Origin of the sequence: Sinorhizobium chiapasense, assembly GCF_036488675.1 — a bacterium.
In the GTDB taxonomy this organism is placed as follows: domain Bacteria; phylum Pseudomonadota; class Alphaproteobacteria; order Rhizobiales; family Rhizobiaceae; genus Sinorhizobium; species Sinorhizobium chiapasense.
This window is the reverse complement of sequence record NZ_CP133148.1, coordinates 2,030,306-2,045,537: the sequence shown is the minus strand read 5'-3', so window position 1 is coordinate 2,045,537 and position 15,232 is coordinate 2,030,306. Positions and strand designations below refer to the sequence as shown.

General features: G+C 61.9%; 13 protein-coding genes. 4 read left to right on the top strand and 9 right to left on the bottom strand.

The features are described from left to right. Positions 1-173: 173 nt before the first annotated feature. The 6 genes from RB548_RS09835 to RB548_RS09810 all read right to left on the bottom strand — a co-directional run bounded on the left by RB548_RS09835 (position 174) and on the right by RB548_RS09810 (position 7,975). Positions 174-485, bottom strand: coding sequence for a MocE family 2Fe-2S type ferredoxin (locus RB548_RS09835; protein ID WP_331374740.1), 312 nt, complete (start codon positions 483-485; stop codon positions 174-176). Beyond that, entirely contained in the window at positions 482-1,516 is a 1,035-nt protein-coding gene (locus tag RB548_RS09830) for a sterol desaturase family protein (protein ID WP_331374739.1), read from the bottom strand. The genes RB548_RS09835 and RB548_RS09830 overlap by 4 nt, the downstream gene beginning before the upstream one ends. Before the next feature lie 162 nt (positions 1,517-1,678). Next, positions 1,679-2,680 carry a LacI family DNA-binding transcriptional regulator gene (locus RB548_RS09825; protein WP_331374738.1) on the bottom strand — a complete coding sequence of 334 codons (1,002 nt, stop codon included), beginning with the start codon at positions 2,678-2,680 and terminating at the stop codon, positions 1,679-1,681. 338 nt (positions 2,681-3,018) lie between these two features. Continuing rightward, positions 3,019-3,642 carry a TetR/AcrR family transcriptional regulator gene (locus tag RB548_RS09820; protein ID WP_331374737.1) on the bottom strand — a complete coding sequence of 208 codons (624 nt, stop codon included), beginning with the start codon at positions 3,640-3,642 and terminating at the stop codon, positions 3,019-3,021. A gap of 110 nt (positions 3,643-3,752) precedes the next feature. Then, positions 3,753-6,863 (bottom strand): efflux RND transporter permease subunit, encoded by a 3,111-nt coding sequence (locus RB548_RS09815; RefSeq protein WP_331374736.1) that lies wholly within the window; start codon positions 6,861-6,863, stop codon positions 3,753-3,755. Continuing rightward, positions 6,863-7,975, bottom strand: a complete 1,113-nt coding sequence (locus tag RB548_RS09810; RefSeq protein ID WP_331374735.1) for an efflux RND transporter periplasmic adaptor subunit — start codon at positions 7,973-7,975, stop codon at positions 6,863-6,865. Before RB548_RS09810 ends, RB548_RS09815 begins: the two co-directional genes overlap by 1 nt. Positions 7,976-8,073: 98 nt before the next feature. On the opposite strand from RB548_RS09810, the gene RB548_RS09805 reads away from it, so the two are divergent. From RB548_RS09805 to RB548_RS09795, 3 genes are all read left to right on the top strand, one after another. Then, positions 8,074-8,661, top strand: a complete 588-nt coding sequence (locus tag RB548_RS09805; protein WP_331374734.1) for a TetR/AcrR family transcriptional regulator — start codon at positions 8,074-8,076, stop codon at positions 8,659-8,661. Positions 8,662-8,731: 70 nt separating this feature from the next. Beyond that, positions 8,732-10,036 carry a beta-ketoacyl-ACP synthase II gene (gene fabF / locus RB548_RS09800; protein WP_331374733.1) on the top strand — a complete coding sequence of 435 codons (1,305 nt, stop codon included), beginning with the start codon at positions 8,732-8,734 and terminating at the stop codon, positions 10,034-10,036. Positions 10,037-10,105: 69 nt separating this feature from the next. Further along, positions 10,106-10,921, top strand: a complete 816-nt coding sequence (locus RB548_RS09795) for an oxidoreductase (RefSeq protein ID WP_331374732.1) — start codon at positions 10,106-10,108, stop codon at positions 10,919-10,921. 115 nt (positions 10,922-11,036) lie between these two features. Here the strand turns inward: RB548_RS09795 and RB548_RS09790 are convergent, their stop codons facing one another. Then, positions 11,037-11,591 (bottom strand): OmpA family protein, encoded by a 555-nt coding sequence (locus RB548_RS09790; protein ID WP_331374731.1) that lies wholly within the window; start codon positions 11,589-11,591, stop codon positions 11,037-11,039. Beyond that, positions 11,588-12,262: a L,D-transpeptidase gene (locus tag RB548_RS09785; protein WP_331374730.1), complete on the bottom strand. Its 675-nt coding sequence runs from the start codon at positions 12,260-12,262 to the stop codon at positions 11,588-11,590. Before RB548_RS09785 ends, RB548_RS09790 begins: the two co-directional genes overlap by 4 nt. A 206-nt stretch (positions 12,263-12,468) precedes the next feature. Here RB548_RS09785 and RB548_RS09780 point away from each other — a divergent pair, with 206 nt between their 5' ends. Beyond that, positions 12,469-14,199, top strand: coding sequence for an adenylate/guanylate cyclase domain-containing protein (locus RB548_RS09780; RefSeq protein ID WP_331374729.1), 1,731 nt, complete (start codon positions 12,469-12,471; stop codon positions 14,197-14,199). Positions 14,200-14,459: 260 nt separating this feature from the next. On the opposite strand, the gene RB548_RS09775 is transcribed toward RB548_RS09780, so the two are convergent. Further along, complete coding sequence (locus RB548_RS09775) at positions 14,460-14,639, bottom strand: hypothetical protein (RefSeq protein WP_280658773.1); 180 nt, start codon at positions 14,637-14,639, stop codon at positions 14,460-14,462. Between the last annotated feature and the right edge of the window lie 593 nt (positions 14,640-15,232).

Sequence of the window (15,232 nt, the reverse complement as noted above, 5' to 3'; positions counted from 1 at the left end):
TCCCTGCGGGTGCCGGACCACCCAGTTGCTTCCCGGAGGTCCACCGGACCTAGCCAATGTCGCGCAGCCTAAAAGCGCCGTGCGTTCACGCGGACGCACAGGATGACGCTATAACAATTTGATTTTAGGCCACTTTCCCCGCTTTCAGCGGCTCCGCTTGAAAGCGGGATGCTCTAGCCGAGGGCTACGCGTACTTCTCCGTCGATCACCTCCGCCGGATAGGTTTTCAGGTTCTCGCAGGCGGGAAGCCTGAGCGCTTCGCCGGTGCGGTAGTCGAAGGCGCCGGAATGCTTGGGACACTCCACCTCGAAGTCCATGACCAATCCGTCCGCAAGATGGATCGCCTCGTGTGTGCAGAGGCCGGCGGTGCAGTAGACACTGTCGTCCGGCCCACGGTAGATCGCGTAGGTGCGCCCGCCATGGTCGAAGCGGATGGCGCCTTCCTGTTCGATGTCGTCAAGCTTGCAGGCTGAGATCCAGCTCATTGGGCGGCCCTCCTGACTTCGACGCGAGCCTTGCGGGCTGCGAGTTTTTCCTTGCGCTTGCGATAGCGCTCCTGCATGCGGGCCTCGCCTTCCGGCGTGCCGTCGTGCCAGGTGCCGAACCACTTATCGAGCGGGATCAGGGCGTCGCCGTAGTTCACCTCGAAGTACTTGTGGTGCAGGTAGTGAGCATAGGCATGGCTATTGACCAGCTTGTCCTCGCCGATCTCGACCTTGTCGAAGCCGACATGGCCGGGAATGGCTCCGAAGCCCGCATAGTGGAGCTGATAGAGCATCAGGATCGGGCTGGACGGCAGGATCAGGTGATAGAACGCCGTTCCGAAATAGAGCAGGTGCTCGACCGGATGCATCGACAGCGACGACCAGGGCGAGGGGTTCACCGAATTGTGGTGGACCGAATGCACCCACTTGTAGAGGAAGGGCGTGTGGATGAGCCGGTGAATACAGAAGAAATGGAACTCGTGAATGATCGGCACCACCAGCGCGACAACGGCAAGCGTCCACGGATTTTCCGTGAAGCTCAGCCAGGGTGCATAGCCGTTGGCATAGGCCCACAGCATCGCGACCTCGACCGCGGTCCAGACGGTCACGCCCGACAGGAATGTCCGCAGCATATTGTCGAGGTTCTGGCTCTCGAACCAGAATGCCTTGCTCTTCTGCTCGGCCGGGAACTTTCCGTTGTACTTGAAGCGGTTCTCCTGCCGCTTCAGGACATAGAGATGGAGCTCGAAAGCGCCGTAGAAGAAAAGCACGCAAATTGCATTGACAGCGTAAAGCCAAGCGATCCAGCCGATGGCGAAAGTCTGCATCGTTTCCTTCGGCGGAATCACCCATGCCCAGTAGGCCACCGCCGATGCCGCAAAGATCACGTTCCAGGGAAAGAAATAGTGCGGCAGCCACTTCAGAATTGCCATCAGCCGGGGCGGGAGGGCGAACAGCGGCGCGGTTTCGGCCGGCTGGTTCGGCGCCCAGTCGCCGCGCTTGTTGCGCGTTCCATATTGCAGGTCGTCCATTGCGCTCTCCCTGGGCGGAATAACTCGCGCCCGCACAAATTTTCACGATCAAAGGAGAGTGCGTTTTCGCGCCGTGATCCGGTTTGGCTCCGTCTCTCCTCCCTGACTTGACAAATATCAGGAGGCTTTCCGAACGCCGAAACCTTCTTTGATCAAATTAGATCAAAGCGCCTCGGCGGTGATGGTGATGAAGCGAATGGGAGCGTGATCCGGCTCGATCGCAGTCAGGCCGATACGGCGCAGCATCAAATCGAGCGCTCGCTGGGCCTGTGCCTCAGGGGCCTGGTCCAACACCACATCCATGATGCCCTCTCGCAAGGCGGCGCTGGTGTAGTCGGTCAATTCGTGCCCGATGAACAAAAGGTCCCGCCCCCGAGGGTGACGGCGCAGGACCTGGATCAGGGCGGAGTTTGCGCCTCCGGCGTTATAAAGCCCGACGAGATGCGGATACATTTCAAGCGCGAAGGACAATGATTCCGCGCTGTAGTGCTCTTCGTCGCGGCTGAAGCCGAGCCATTCAAAGGCAATGGGGCCGGGGTGCTCATGAAAGTAGTCCGAGAACCCGCGGATGCGATCGCGATGCACCTGATAGATCGGATGACACAGCGCGATGACCGGACCTTCTGCCCGCGCCATTCGCGCCATGAAGTGAGCTGCGGTCCGCCCGGCGGCGTAATTGTCTATTCCGACGAATTCCCCCTTGCTCTCGGACGCCCGGGTTACGACATGGACGACCGGCACCCCTCGCTCGACCACCGTCTCCACCGCCGCGCTGATCAACGGGCTGTTGGGGACCGCAAGGATCAGGCCGGCACGCGGCAGATCGGTGGATTGGATGCGCCTTGCGATCTCGTCCGGCTTCATCTCTTCGGTGAAGCTACGGTGGACGATCACCAGAGGATCGAGGGTCGCGGCGATCCTCTCGAACGCCTTGGAGAGCCGCCGATAGAACGTCGTTTCGGGGCGAACCATAAGCACTTCTATGCGCAGCAGGCCCCGATGGGCGTCGGGAAGCGTGCGCGGGTAGTTCAAGGTGCGCGCGGCAACCACCACCTTCTCCACCAGTTCCGGGCGAACGCCTCCACGCCCGTTCAGGACCCGCTCGACCGTAGCGGTTCCCACGCCGGCACGGCGGGCGATGTCCCGATAATTCGGCTTGCTCACATTCTGATCCCTCGGATGGGCCGCTGCATGTTTTCCTAAATCGTATCCGATTCAGGGACAAAAACATGCAACAATACGCGCCTCGGCTGAGGTCCGGTTCGCGCCTGAAGGAGAAGTTTGCGGCTATGACGACGATCGTCGTCGGGCTCAATAGGTAAGTTGGAGTTTGCCGGGGTCTCCTTCGAACGCGCATTCAGCGCGTGTTCAGGCCACATTTGAGGTTTGGAAGGCGAGCGGAACTGAGCTGAAACGGCCTTCAACCGCCCTCACGAGGATACGAACGCAAAAGTTCGACCCCGAAGCCGACGGTCAAATGGTGAGGCCGCCAGATCCGCTGATCAGCGGGGATAGTCCGACCTACCGAGAGCTTTCAGGATGAACCGGATCTGGTCGCGCAGGGCCGCTTCAGTGTCTTCGCCGTGTCGAAGGCAATGCTCGATCAGAACAGGATGGAAGAACGGCATGAACGCGGTCCTGACTGCGCGCGCCGCTTCGGCGGAATCTTCGACCTCGAATGCACCCGTTCCAATGCCCTCGCGGATGATTGCCTCCAGGATCGTCACCATCTGCTCGGTATGCGCCTTAATGGCCGGCCGGTTCTCCTGCATGGTCGCTACAATCAGGTCGTGCATGCGCTTTTCCTTAAGCAGCGTGAACTTGTTGTGGTGGTGAACGGCGGCCAGTAGCTCCTCGAGCTTCTGCAAGGGCGACCTGTTGGTGCGTGCGATCGCAAGGGCGATCGCAGTTACCTCGTTCAAAGCCCGCCTGCAGATGGACTCGTTGATTGCATCCCTGGAGGGGAAGAAGCGGTAGACGTTGGCGCGGCTCATGCCCAGCTCGGAGGCAATGTCGGCTACCGACGTCTTATGATGACCGATGCGGCGGAAGTGTTCCTCCGCCACCTCCAGGATGCGCGCGCGCATGCTCTCGGTATCAGTCCCCGGTCGGACCGGATAATCCATGGATGCCTCCAGATTGGATTAACGGAGCGGGACGCCGCGTAGCTGGCCTAGCCTTGTGTTCAGGCAAGGCCAGCGCGCGACGGCTTGAGCCATCAGACCCGCGACAGACGCTACTCGGCAGCCATTGCTATGCGCAGTTCCGGTTTCTCCGCCGTATCCTCATGGATCTCATCTGCAGTCGGCTTGATCCGGAACCACGCCGCGTAGAGCGCCGGAAGGAAGAGCAGGATCAGCACCGTGCCGACCGCCGTGCCGCCGATCAGCGTATAGGCCATCGACCCCCAGAAGACCGAGTGGGTGAGGGGAATGAAGGCCAGTACGGCGGCAAGTGCGGTGAGGATAACCGGGCGTGTCCGCTGCACAGTCGCCTCGATGACCGCATGATAATCGTCGAGACCAGCCGCCTGGTTCTCCTTGATCTGCTCGGTCAGGATCAGCGTGTTGCGCATCAGGATGCCGGCCAGCCCTATCAGTCCGAGAATAGCATTGAAGCCGAAGGGCTGATTGAAGAGGAGCAACGCTGGAACCACCCCGGCAAGACCGAGCGGCGCCGTCAACATGACCATTGTCATCGTGGACAGGCTGCGGACCTGGAGGATGATGACGATCAGCATGGCGGCAATCATGGCAGGGAAGATTTGGACCAGCGCCACATTTGCCTTGAGCGATTCCTCGATGTTTCCACCCATTTCAATGCGATATCCAACGGGGAGCGAGGCGATCAGTGGCTGAAGCGCGGTCGTGACCTGCTGTGAGACCTCCGGGGGCTGCGTCGCCTCATTGATATCCGATCGGATCGTGATGACGGGGGTCCGATCGCGACGTTTCAGAATCGGTTCCTCAAACCGGATTTCGGAATGGCCGATCTGATCGAGTGGAATCTGTCGGCCGTCCCTGCTCATCAGCGAGAAGTCGGCCAGCCTTGCCGGATCGAGGCGACTCTCGCCAGCACTACGTGCGACGACAGGCACGTTGCGGATGTTCTCGCGAACCTGCGTGACCGGAATGCCGCTCAGCAGCAACTGCATCTGCTGAGCTGCCTCGGCCGGCGAAAGGCCGACGAGGTTCAATCGATCCTGATCCGGGATGAAACGGAGAACAGGTGTACGGTTGCCCCAATCGCGGTTGGCCTGTCGCACGTCCGGGACGCCCCGCATAATGTCGAGGGCCTTCTCGGAAATGCTGTACAGTTGGGCAGGATCCGGTCCCATGACCCGAAACTCGACCGGGAACGGCGTATACGGCCCGAACACAAGCTGGGTGACGCGCACATAAGCCTCGGGTGCAAGCCCCTGTGACACCGCTTCGCGGAGCCGGTGCTTCAAAGCCTCGCGCCCCTCCGCGTCCGGGGTCAGCACGACGATCTTGGCGAAGGCGGGATCAGGCAATTCCGGGGCCATCGCAAAGAAGAAACGGGGAGCGCCCTGTCCGACATAGCTGGTGACGATCTCAGCCTCGGGCTGTTCCTGCAGCCAGCGCTCGAGTTTCTCGACCGTGGCGGTCGTCGTCTCGATGCTGGTGCCCTCGGGCATACGGACTTCGACCAGCACCTCGGGACGATCCGACGTCGGGAAGAATTGTTGTTTCACCGCTCCCATGCCAACGACAGAAAGAGCCATGACGACGCCGACGACAGCGCATGTCATGAACTTGTGGCGCACTGCGGACTTGATGAGCCCCCGCAAGCGCCGGTAATTCGGCGTATCGTAGATGGCATAATGGCCACCCTCGACCGGCTTGATCGCGGGCAGCATCTTGACGCCGAGGTAAGGCGTGAAGACCACCGCGACGATCCAGGAGACGATCAGCGCGAAGCCCACGACCCAGAAGATGTTGCCGGCATACTCGCCCGCGGTTGACCTAGCAAAGCCAACCGGCATCATCCCTATGATTGTCACGAGTGTGCCGGACAGCATCGGCGCTGCCGTATGGCTCCAGGCATAGGCGGCCGCCTTGATGCGGTCCATGCCCTCTTCCATCTTCACTACCATCACCTCGATTGCGATGATGGCGTCGTCAACGAGAAGGCCGAGCGCCAGAATGAGGGCGCCGAGGGTGATGCGATCGAAGAACCGGCCGGTTTCCAGCATGATGAGAAAAACGACGGCAAGCGTGAGCGGAACAGCCAGCGCCACGACGATCCCGACACGCCAACCGAGGCTGAGCAGGCTCACGAGCAACACAACGCCAAGCGCCATGGCAAATTTCATCATGAACTCGCCGACCGCAGCGTCGATGTTCACAGCCTGATCGCTGACCTTGGCGAGCGTCATACCGAGCGGCAGCGTCTGTGCGATCGCGGCAGATCTCTTTTCGAGCGCCTTGCCGAGTTCCAGCCCGTTCCAGCCCTGCTGCATCACCGCAGCAAGCATGATGGCGGGCTCGCCCTCATGGCGGATAAGGTAGGTAGCGGGATCTTCATAACCGCGCCGCACATCTGCGAAATCGGAGAGCTTCAACGTGCGCCCGGCGGCGACGATCGGGGTATCGGCGATCGCCTGGATACTATCATAGGCACCATCGAACCGGATGAAGACCTGCGGGCCGCGTGTGTCGATCGAACCCGCCGGCGTGACGGTATTTTGCCTTTGCAAAGCCGCAGCGATGTCCTGTGCCGATACGCCAAGGGTTGCGAGCTTAGCGTAGGAGAATTCGACGAAGATCTGCTCGGGCCGCTCCCCAAGGATGTTGATTTTCTTGACGCCCGGCACATGCAGAAGATCCTGGCGAATCACCTCGGCCTGCCGCACAAGCTCGCGCATCGGCATGCCCTTGGCCTTCAACGCATAAAGGGCGAAGCTCACATCGGAATACTCGTCGTTGACGAAGGGGCCGAAGACGCCGGACGGCAGGTTGCGGGCTTCATCCCCGAGCTTCTTACGGGCCTGGTAGAACTCTTCCTCAACTGCCGTGGGCGGCGTGCTGTCTTTCAGCGTGACGGTCAGAAAGGCGTAGCCCGGCCGGGTCATGGTCTCGACACGGTCGTACCAGGTCAGTTCCTGGATGCGCTTCTCGAGCGGCTCAGCGACTAGATCCTGCATCTCGCGCGCTGTTGCGCCCGGCCACACAGCCGTGACCGTCAGGGTCTTGATGGTGAAGGAGGGGTCCTCGGCACGCCCTAGCTTGGCGAAAGCGTAGACGCCTGCGGCAGCCAGCAGAACGATGAAGAACAGGGTGACGGCTCGCTCGCGAACCGCGAGCGCGGAAAGATTGAAGCTCATCAGTTTACCGCCTCTGCCTGAAGTCCCGTCCTGACGGGCGCGCCATCCCTGAGCAGATGCGCCCCGAGTGCCACGACCTGATCTCCAACCTCGATGCCGGTGACAGACGCGGTTTCTTCGCCGAGCCGTTTGATCTGGATCGGAGCAAAGCGCACGGTCGAAGAAGCTCGTTCAACAATCCAAACCCCGGTGCGGCTCCCGTCATTCAACACGGCGCCGACCGGCACCGCGACCTCCGACTGCCTTTCTCCGTTGAGGAATCTGATGGTTACCGTCGAACCGAGCGGCGCCGAGGCGGCCTCGCCGTCGAGCACGTAACGCGCTTCATACGTTCGGGTTTGCGAATCGGCAGCATCCGAGATTTGTCGCAAGCGCGCCCTTCCGCGCCGCCCGTCACTTCCATAGACACTTGCTTCGGCTTCCGACCCGATTGCGGGACGAACGGTTTCGGGAAGCGCGACCAGGGCCTCGCGCGGGCCTGCATGCGCCAGTTGAACCACCGTCTGCCCCGCCGCGACGACCTGTCCGGGTTCGCCGAGCGTCGCGACCACTGTTCCATCCGCATCGGCCACCAGGACGGAGTAGGTCGCTTCGTTTTCTGCGACTTTGGCTTCCGCTTCCGCGACGGCAAGCTGCGCCTCAGCCGTATCCGACGCCGCCTTGGCCTGCTCGTAACGCTGGGGCGTAGCGGCGACTCCGCCCTTGACAAGAGCGGCATAGCGCCTTTCGTCCGCGCTTGCCTGAACGAGGACCGCGCGGGCCGCGGCAACCGCATTGCGCTTAGCAGCCAGCGCAAGACGCAAATCGGTTTCGTCGATGCGCATCAGAGCCTGACCCGCCTTGACCTGCTGACCGACGTCGACCAGTCGCTCAACAATCTTGCCCGGCACGCGAAAGCCGAGATTGCTTTGCACCCGGGCGGCGATCGTACCGGTAAAGGCCCGCTCGCCGCTCTGCGATCTCGTCGCCTGCACGACCCTTACAAGTGGCGACGCGAGGCGGGGGTCGGCGGCCTCCGCGTCCGGTGCTGGCGCTTCGAAAACGAACGCATACGCCGCGCCGCCGGCTGCAGCCATAAGACCGATCGATGTGAGAAGAAATTTGCGGTTCATGTCAGATGACCCTTGTTGACGGGCGCTGCCTCTATTAGATTGCGATATAAATCTAATCGTGGTATAGATGTCAAGTGAAATCTAATTGGAGGTCGATCATGAGAGTTAGCCGCGCACAGGCGGAGGCAAATCGCGAAGCGGTCATCAACGTTGCTAGCCGGCTTTTTCGAGAGCACGGCTTTGATGGCATCGGGCTCAAGGATCTGATGAAAGGGGCCGGCCTGACCCAGGGTGGATTCTACAAGCAGTTCGAATCCAAGGACGATCTTGCGGCACAGGCATCGAGGCGAGCGATGGAGCACGCGACCCGCAGATGGTCGGCTGTTGCTGCTGCAAGCCCTAACCCCCTCGAGGCCGTTATCGAGATTTACCTATCGATGGGACATCGCGAAGAGAAGAGCGACGGCTGTCCCTTGGTGGCGCTTGGTGCTGATGCGGCGCGTCAAACCGAGGAGGTGAGAGCCCCGTTCCAGGATGGCATTCAAGCTCATCTTCAAATTCTCAACGAACTGATGTCGGAGGCGGAAAGTCCAAAAGCCTACGGCAAGGCCATGGCGATGCTGTCGCTGATGGTGGGTGCCGTGACGATCTCTCGTATCTTGAATGATGAAGAGATGTCGCAGCGCTTTCTCGAGGCAGCCGCCGACGAAGCTCGGCGGATTGCGGCTTCCGCCGGGAAAGAATGACGCCATCCCGTGGCGGCGTTACCGCTGTAGCCGCGCCGATGGATCCAACAAAATTATATCTGGAGAACACATGCGCCGTATCGTTGTTACAGGCATGGGAGCAGTTAGCCCGCTCGGAGCCAATGTGGCGACTTCCTGGTCGCGGCTCTTGTCTGGCCGTTCGGGAGTCCGGCGGCTTCCTGACGTAGTGGTGGGAGACCTGCCGGCGAAGATCGGCGGGACGGTTCCCTCCCTGGAAGAAGACCCCGAGGCGGGCTTCGATCCGAATACCGTCTTTGCCCCAAAGGATCAGCGCAAGGTAGACCGGTTCATTCTCTTCGCGCTCGCGGCGGCGGAAGAGGCGCTTGCCCAGGCGGGATGGAAGCCGGCCTCCGAAGATGACCGCGCCCGGACCGCCACGATCATCGCTTCGGGCATCGGCGGGTTCCCCGCCATTACGGAAGCGGTGCGAACGGTCGATCAGCGCGGTGCGCGACGGCTTTCACCCTTCACGGTGCCGTCCTTTCTGGTGAACCTGGCAGCCGGACAAATTTCCATCCGCTACGGCTTCAAAGGTCCGCTCGGCGCACCGGTGACGGCGTGCGCGGCCGGCATTCAGGCAATCGGCGATGCGGCTCGTCTTATCCGCGCCAACGAAGCCGACATCGCGGTGTGCGGCGGAACGGAAGCCTGCATCAATATCGTCAGCCTCGGCGGTTTTGCCGCGGCACGCTCTCTTTCCACCGGCTTCAATGAAACGCCTGATCGGGCCTCGCGTCCCTTCGACATGTTGCGCGACGGCTTCGTCATGGGCGAGGGCGCCGGCATCCTGGTCATCGAGGCATTGAGCCACGCGCTCGCACGCGGCGCGAAACCGCTCGCCGAGCTCGTCGGCTACGGCACGACTGCGGACGCCCACCACGTCACCTCCGGTCCCGAGGACGGCGACGGTGCGCGCCGAGCCATGGAGATCGCAATCGCCCAGGCCGGAATTTCGCCGCGCGAGATCCGCCACCTCAATGCGCACGCGACCTCGACGCCGGTCGGCGACCTCGGGGAAATCGCGGCGATCAAGAGGGTGTTCGGCGCGGATTTCAGCGTAGCTGTCAGCGGAACGAAGTCGGCGACCGGGCACCTGCTCGGAGCTGCCGGCGGGCTTGAAGCCATCTTCACGATCCTGGCGCTTAGAGATCAGATGGCCCCCCCGACTCTCAACTTGAGCGCTCCTGATCCGGCCGGCGAGGGGATTGACTTCGTCGCAAACCAGGCTCGGCCAACGGAGATGGACTACGCGATCTCCAACGGCTTTGGCTTCGGCGGTGTCAACGCCAGCGCCGTGTTCCGGAGATGGACAGACAAGCTTGCCGGCGCCGGAATGCCCGTGACTGAAGCTTAGCCGGGCAGCGTGAACGAGAGCGCTTGCGTCATTTGCAAACGAAATCAGCACAAAGAAGGAAGTAGTTTCATGAACAAAGCCAATCTTGGCGTCGCCCTGGTGACCGGGGCATCGACCGGCATCGGGCGCGCAACCGCCAGAGCCCTTCAGCGCGCGGGCTTTCGCGTCTTCGGAACCAGCCGTCGCGCGGCCTCAGGGGGATCCGACGGCATCACCATGCTGACCTGTGACGTGACCGATGACGCATCCGTGGCGAAACTGGTGGAGGAGGTGCTGGCCGAGACAGGGCGTATCGACCTGCTCGTCAACAATGCCGGCATTGGACTGCTCGGTGGCGCAGAGGAGTCCTCAACTGCCCAGGCTCAGGCACTGTTCGACGTGAACGTCTTCGGCGTTCTTCGAGTCACCAACGCGGTGTTGCCAACCATGCGGAGTCAAGGACAGGGCAGGATCATCAACATAAGTTCCATTCTGGGGCTGATCCCGTCGCCCTACAATGCTCTCTATGCATCGACCAAGCATGCCGTCGAAGGCTATTCCGAGTCGCTCGATCACGAACTACGCACATTCGGAATTCGGGTCGCGCTGGTCGAACCCGGCTTTACCCGCACGGCGTTCGAGGAAAATATAACCAGGCCCGATCGGCCGCTTGCTGTCTACGACGCGGTGCGCGCCGACATGGAAATGCAGATGCGCAAGAGCGTCAAAAGCGGCGAAGACCCAGAGGTCGTAGCAGAGACCGTCGTCAAAGCGGCAATGGCTAACGCGCCGAAACGACGCTACACAGCGGGAAAACTCGCCGGCCAAGTTCGCTTGCTGCGCCGTTTCGTCCCCGAATCCGCTTTCGACAAAAGCCTTCGGAAGCAGAGCGGGCTGCCGGTCTGAAGCACGACAACATCTGGCCATGCGACAGCCAGACGAGCGACCTGCTCGAGCCGTTTCGAGAGTTCAAGGGTCCTGATCCCTCGGATGGGCTTCATGCGCCCGCTGCAGGTTTTCCTTAAAGTGCGTCGCGCTCGGTGCGGAGGTTCGAGACGACGCGCCGGTTCTGGACCTTGCAGGAGCGGTCCGTGCAGTCACGGACCTCGCGGTCGTTGCCGTAACCCTTGGCCCACATGCGGTTGGGATCCACGCCCTTCGAGACGAGATAGGCCATCGCCGCGTCGGCGCGTTTCTGCGACAGCGTTGTCATATTTGACGCGGACCCGGAATCGTCGGCAAATCCCTGCAGCTTGACCAGCCAACGCGGGTTGTTGTTGAGCCACATGGCCTGCTTGTCCAGCGTTGCCATGGCAACGGAGTCGAGCGCGGCCGAGTCCAGCGTGAAATATGTCCGTCGGCCGGCATTCAGGATGAAGTCCTCTTCGCTGCCGGCCACGACATTCTCGAAACCGGGCGCCGGATCGTTGGTTTGTCCGGTCATCGGCACCGCGGCCGGCTCTTCCAGCGCGGCGATTTCAGTGGTGGCGCAGGCGGCGAGCGTCAGGAGCATGGCCGCGGCGAAAAGCGGCCTCGTATATCCGGTCAAAGCAGACATCAGGGTGATATTCCTCATTCGACCGGGGTTGCCTGGCTGAGCTGAGCGGCACTTTCGGCCTGGTCGGCGATGTGCGGCAGGACTTGCACCGCGGTGCCGATGGGGCAGCGCTGATAAAGATCGATCGCATCTTCGTTGAACATGCGGATGCAGCCGCTGGAGGCATCCTTGCCGATGCTGCCCGGCTCCAGCGTCCCGTGCAAGCGATAGCCGGTATCGACGCCATCGCGGAGCAGGTACATGGCGCGCGGGCCAAGCGGGTTCTTTGGCGAACCTCCGTCGACCGATTCAGGCAGTTCGGGGTGGCGCTCACGCATCTCGGGCGGCGGCGTCCAGCGTGGCCAGAGCGATTTCCGGTCGATCGTGGCGCGGCCATACCATTTGAAGCCCTCGCGGCCGACGCCGACGCCATAGCGGATGGCAGTCTTGTTCTCCATGATCAGGTAGAGAAAATGGTGCCTGGTATCGACTACGACGGTGCCGATCGGCTCGCTGCTGAAATACTTGACGACCTGACGGCGCCACTTCTGGTCGATCTTGGCAAAGTTGGTGCTTCGGAACGTCACGCCATTGTCGACGGCGGTGCCGGAAAAATAGGAAGACGCGGCTGCGAATGTGGGTCTCTGGACCGCCACGGCGCCAAGCGACGCCAGACCACCAAGCACAATATCCCTGCGCGTCCACCCCATCGGCAATATCCCCCGAAAAGCCAAGTAGCGAAGTGGCAGTAAATCAGATTTTTCATTTGCCACAACATAAAACTTCTCGGAATTCGCAAGTAGAACCGCGATCGTCCCGGCGTCCACCGGGCGCGGCCGCCGAAGCATTCGACTGATAGACATTTTCCGGCGACGTCCTACAATTCCTGGTACTGCGTTCTGCGAGAGCGTCTGACATGGCTGATGAACGCACTCAACGGCGTCTTGCCGCCATAATGGCTGCCGATGTGGTCGGTTACAGCCGCCTCGTCGAACTGGACGAGAGCGGCACGCTGGCGACGTTGAAGGAACGCCGCAAGCAGATCCTGGAACCGCTCGTCCGCGAGAATAACGGCCGCGTCGTCAAGACCATGGGCGACGGTGTGCTGGTCGAGTTCGCGAGCGCGGTAAACGCCGTGACGTGTGCGATCGAATTCCAGCGGCGGATGCAGGTTGCAAACGAGGGACTGGCCGACGACCGGCAAATTCTTCTGAGAATCGGTATCAACCTCGGCGACGTCGTCGTCGAGGGCGGCGATCTCTACGGCGATGGCGTGATCGTAGCCGCGCGGCTGGAGGCGATGGCCGGTCCGGGAGAGATCTTCGTCTCGAGCAGCATCTACGATCAGGTCCGCCGGCGGCTCTACTGCGAATTCGACGACCTTGGCCCGCACGCCATCAAGAACGTCGTCGAGCCGGTTTCCGTCTATCGGATCGAGACTCCGGCCTGGGGCCAGCACGGCGCCGCCAAGGCACCGTTGCCGCTGCCGACCAAGCCTTCCATTGCCGTCCTGCCGTTCACCAACATGAGCAACGATCCGGAGCAGGAGGTTTTTGTCGACGGCTTGACCGAGGACCTGATCACCGACCTCTCCAGGGCCAGTGGCCTGTTCGTCATCGCCAGCAATTCCGTCTTCGCCTACAAGGGCAGGCCCACGGATGTGCGCCGCATCGCCCGCGAGCTTGGCGTTCGCTACGTCCTCGAAGGCAGCGCCCGCCGCGCCGCCGGACGCGTCCGCGTCAATGCCCAGTTGATCGATGCCATGCAAGGGGACCACCTGTGGGCGGAAAGATTCGACCGTAGCCTGGAGGACGTTTTTGCTGTCCAGGACGAGGTGACGAGCAAGATTGTCGAGGCGCTCGTCGGGCGATTGACGGCCGCGCCGGCGCGAAACAGGCCGACCGACATGGAGGCCTATGACCTCTGCGTCCGGGCGCGTTCGCTCGGCCTGCAGACGGCCGGCAGCGCAAGGGAGGCGATCTTCCTGCTGCAGCGGGTCATCGCACGCGATCCGGACTATGCGGAGGCGCACCGGCTGCTGGCGCTCAATCTGTGGCTGAGCTGGGAGTTCTGGGATCAGCCGATCGATCCCAACCGGGCGCGCGCCGTGGCGGAGGCACAAAGGGCGGTCGCGCTCGACCCCAATGACGCCGGCAACCGCTGGGTGCTCGGCATCATTCTCGGGCATGAGCGCCGCTGGGAGGAGTCGGACGCGGAGTTCGACCTCGCCCTGCGGCTCGATCCCAACCATGCCGACGCCTGGGCGATGCGGTCGGATCTGATTGTCTTGGCCGGGCGACCCGGCGATGCCATCGAGCACGTCCGCAAGGCACTCCGGCTCAATCCTCGTCCGCCCGGCTGGTACTACTGGATGCTCGGCCAGGCACAGTATGCCGGCCGCGACTACGAGGCTGCGGTCCAGACATTGCGTCGCCCGGAGACATACCGGGCGACCTCGCGCCGCCTGCTTGCGGCAAGCCTGGCGCGGCTCGGACGGCTGGACGACGCGCGGACGGAGGCGCAGCTGTTCATGATGAACAACCCGAACTTCACGATCCGGCAGTGGTCCGAATCGCAGCCCTTCCGGGACGAAGAGCTCAGGCGGTACTTTGTCGATGGTTATCGCCTGGCGGGCCTGCCGGAGTGAGGCCGCGCTTGAGGCGCGGCGGGGTGCCCGAAACATCCGCGGTCGGCCCTGCGGGGTCTCCCGCGCCCAAGGACTTGGGCGCGCTGGATTCCTGTGACAAGCACAGGAATAAGGGAGCGTGTGGGAGCGCCGAGCCCAATTACATGGATTCGACCTAAAGTCATAGTGACCCTACTGCACTTATCCTTTGCACGTCTGATAAGACGCCCGGCGCTGTAGCATGGCGGCTCACGGACAGGCGGCCCCGAGCGGCTATTTGGTCAGCCGCGCTTCTCGAGGATCTTCCTCGCCGCATGCGCCGCGGCCTGCGCCTGGAGCTCGGAGGCAAACTGCCCCTCGGCCGGATAGGTCACGCCACGGAAGGTAAGCACGAAGGCCCAGCGGCCGTTCAATCGCTTCTCGACCTTGATGGTGGCATCGGGCTTGTTGTCGGAGTTCAAAGCGGTTTCCTCGAAAGTTTCCTCGGGCAAGGCCCGTTCTGGTGTAACTTGCGCATTCGCGGATGAAAGGCAAGACGGGAAGGGGCCGCATGGCGCCCGTTCACGAACGTTGACGCGCCATCAAGCCGATCAAGGATGGGAACAGGCAGCACCTCGAAGGTGTCAGCGCCCTTCTGCGTCTGAAGGACGCCAGCACTACTGCATGTTTCCTTATATCGTAGCCGATTTAAGGGTAAAAACATGCAGCAATTCAAAGTGCTACAGCGTCCTTCGCGCGTCTGATAAGACGCGCGGCGCTGTAGGTCGAGCAGATTTTCTGGCCTCGATTCTCCATTTTTTAAGAAGAAGCCGGCAAGGTACCGGAAGATTCCCCAAGTCGAAGCTGGGTTGAGGAATCATGTGGCAATTCAAAGCATTACGGCGGCCCTCGTGCGTCATGAGACGCGCGGCGCTGTAAGGCGGTTCGGAGCACATGATGGGCTACGATTGGACCGGGGAGAGAACGCGCCGAATGAAAATGTTGCGCGCCTGCGCCTATGCAGCGCTCTGCGGCGCCATTGCCGCCTTTCTCGTCACGGCGGTTGTCAAATGAC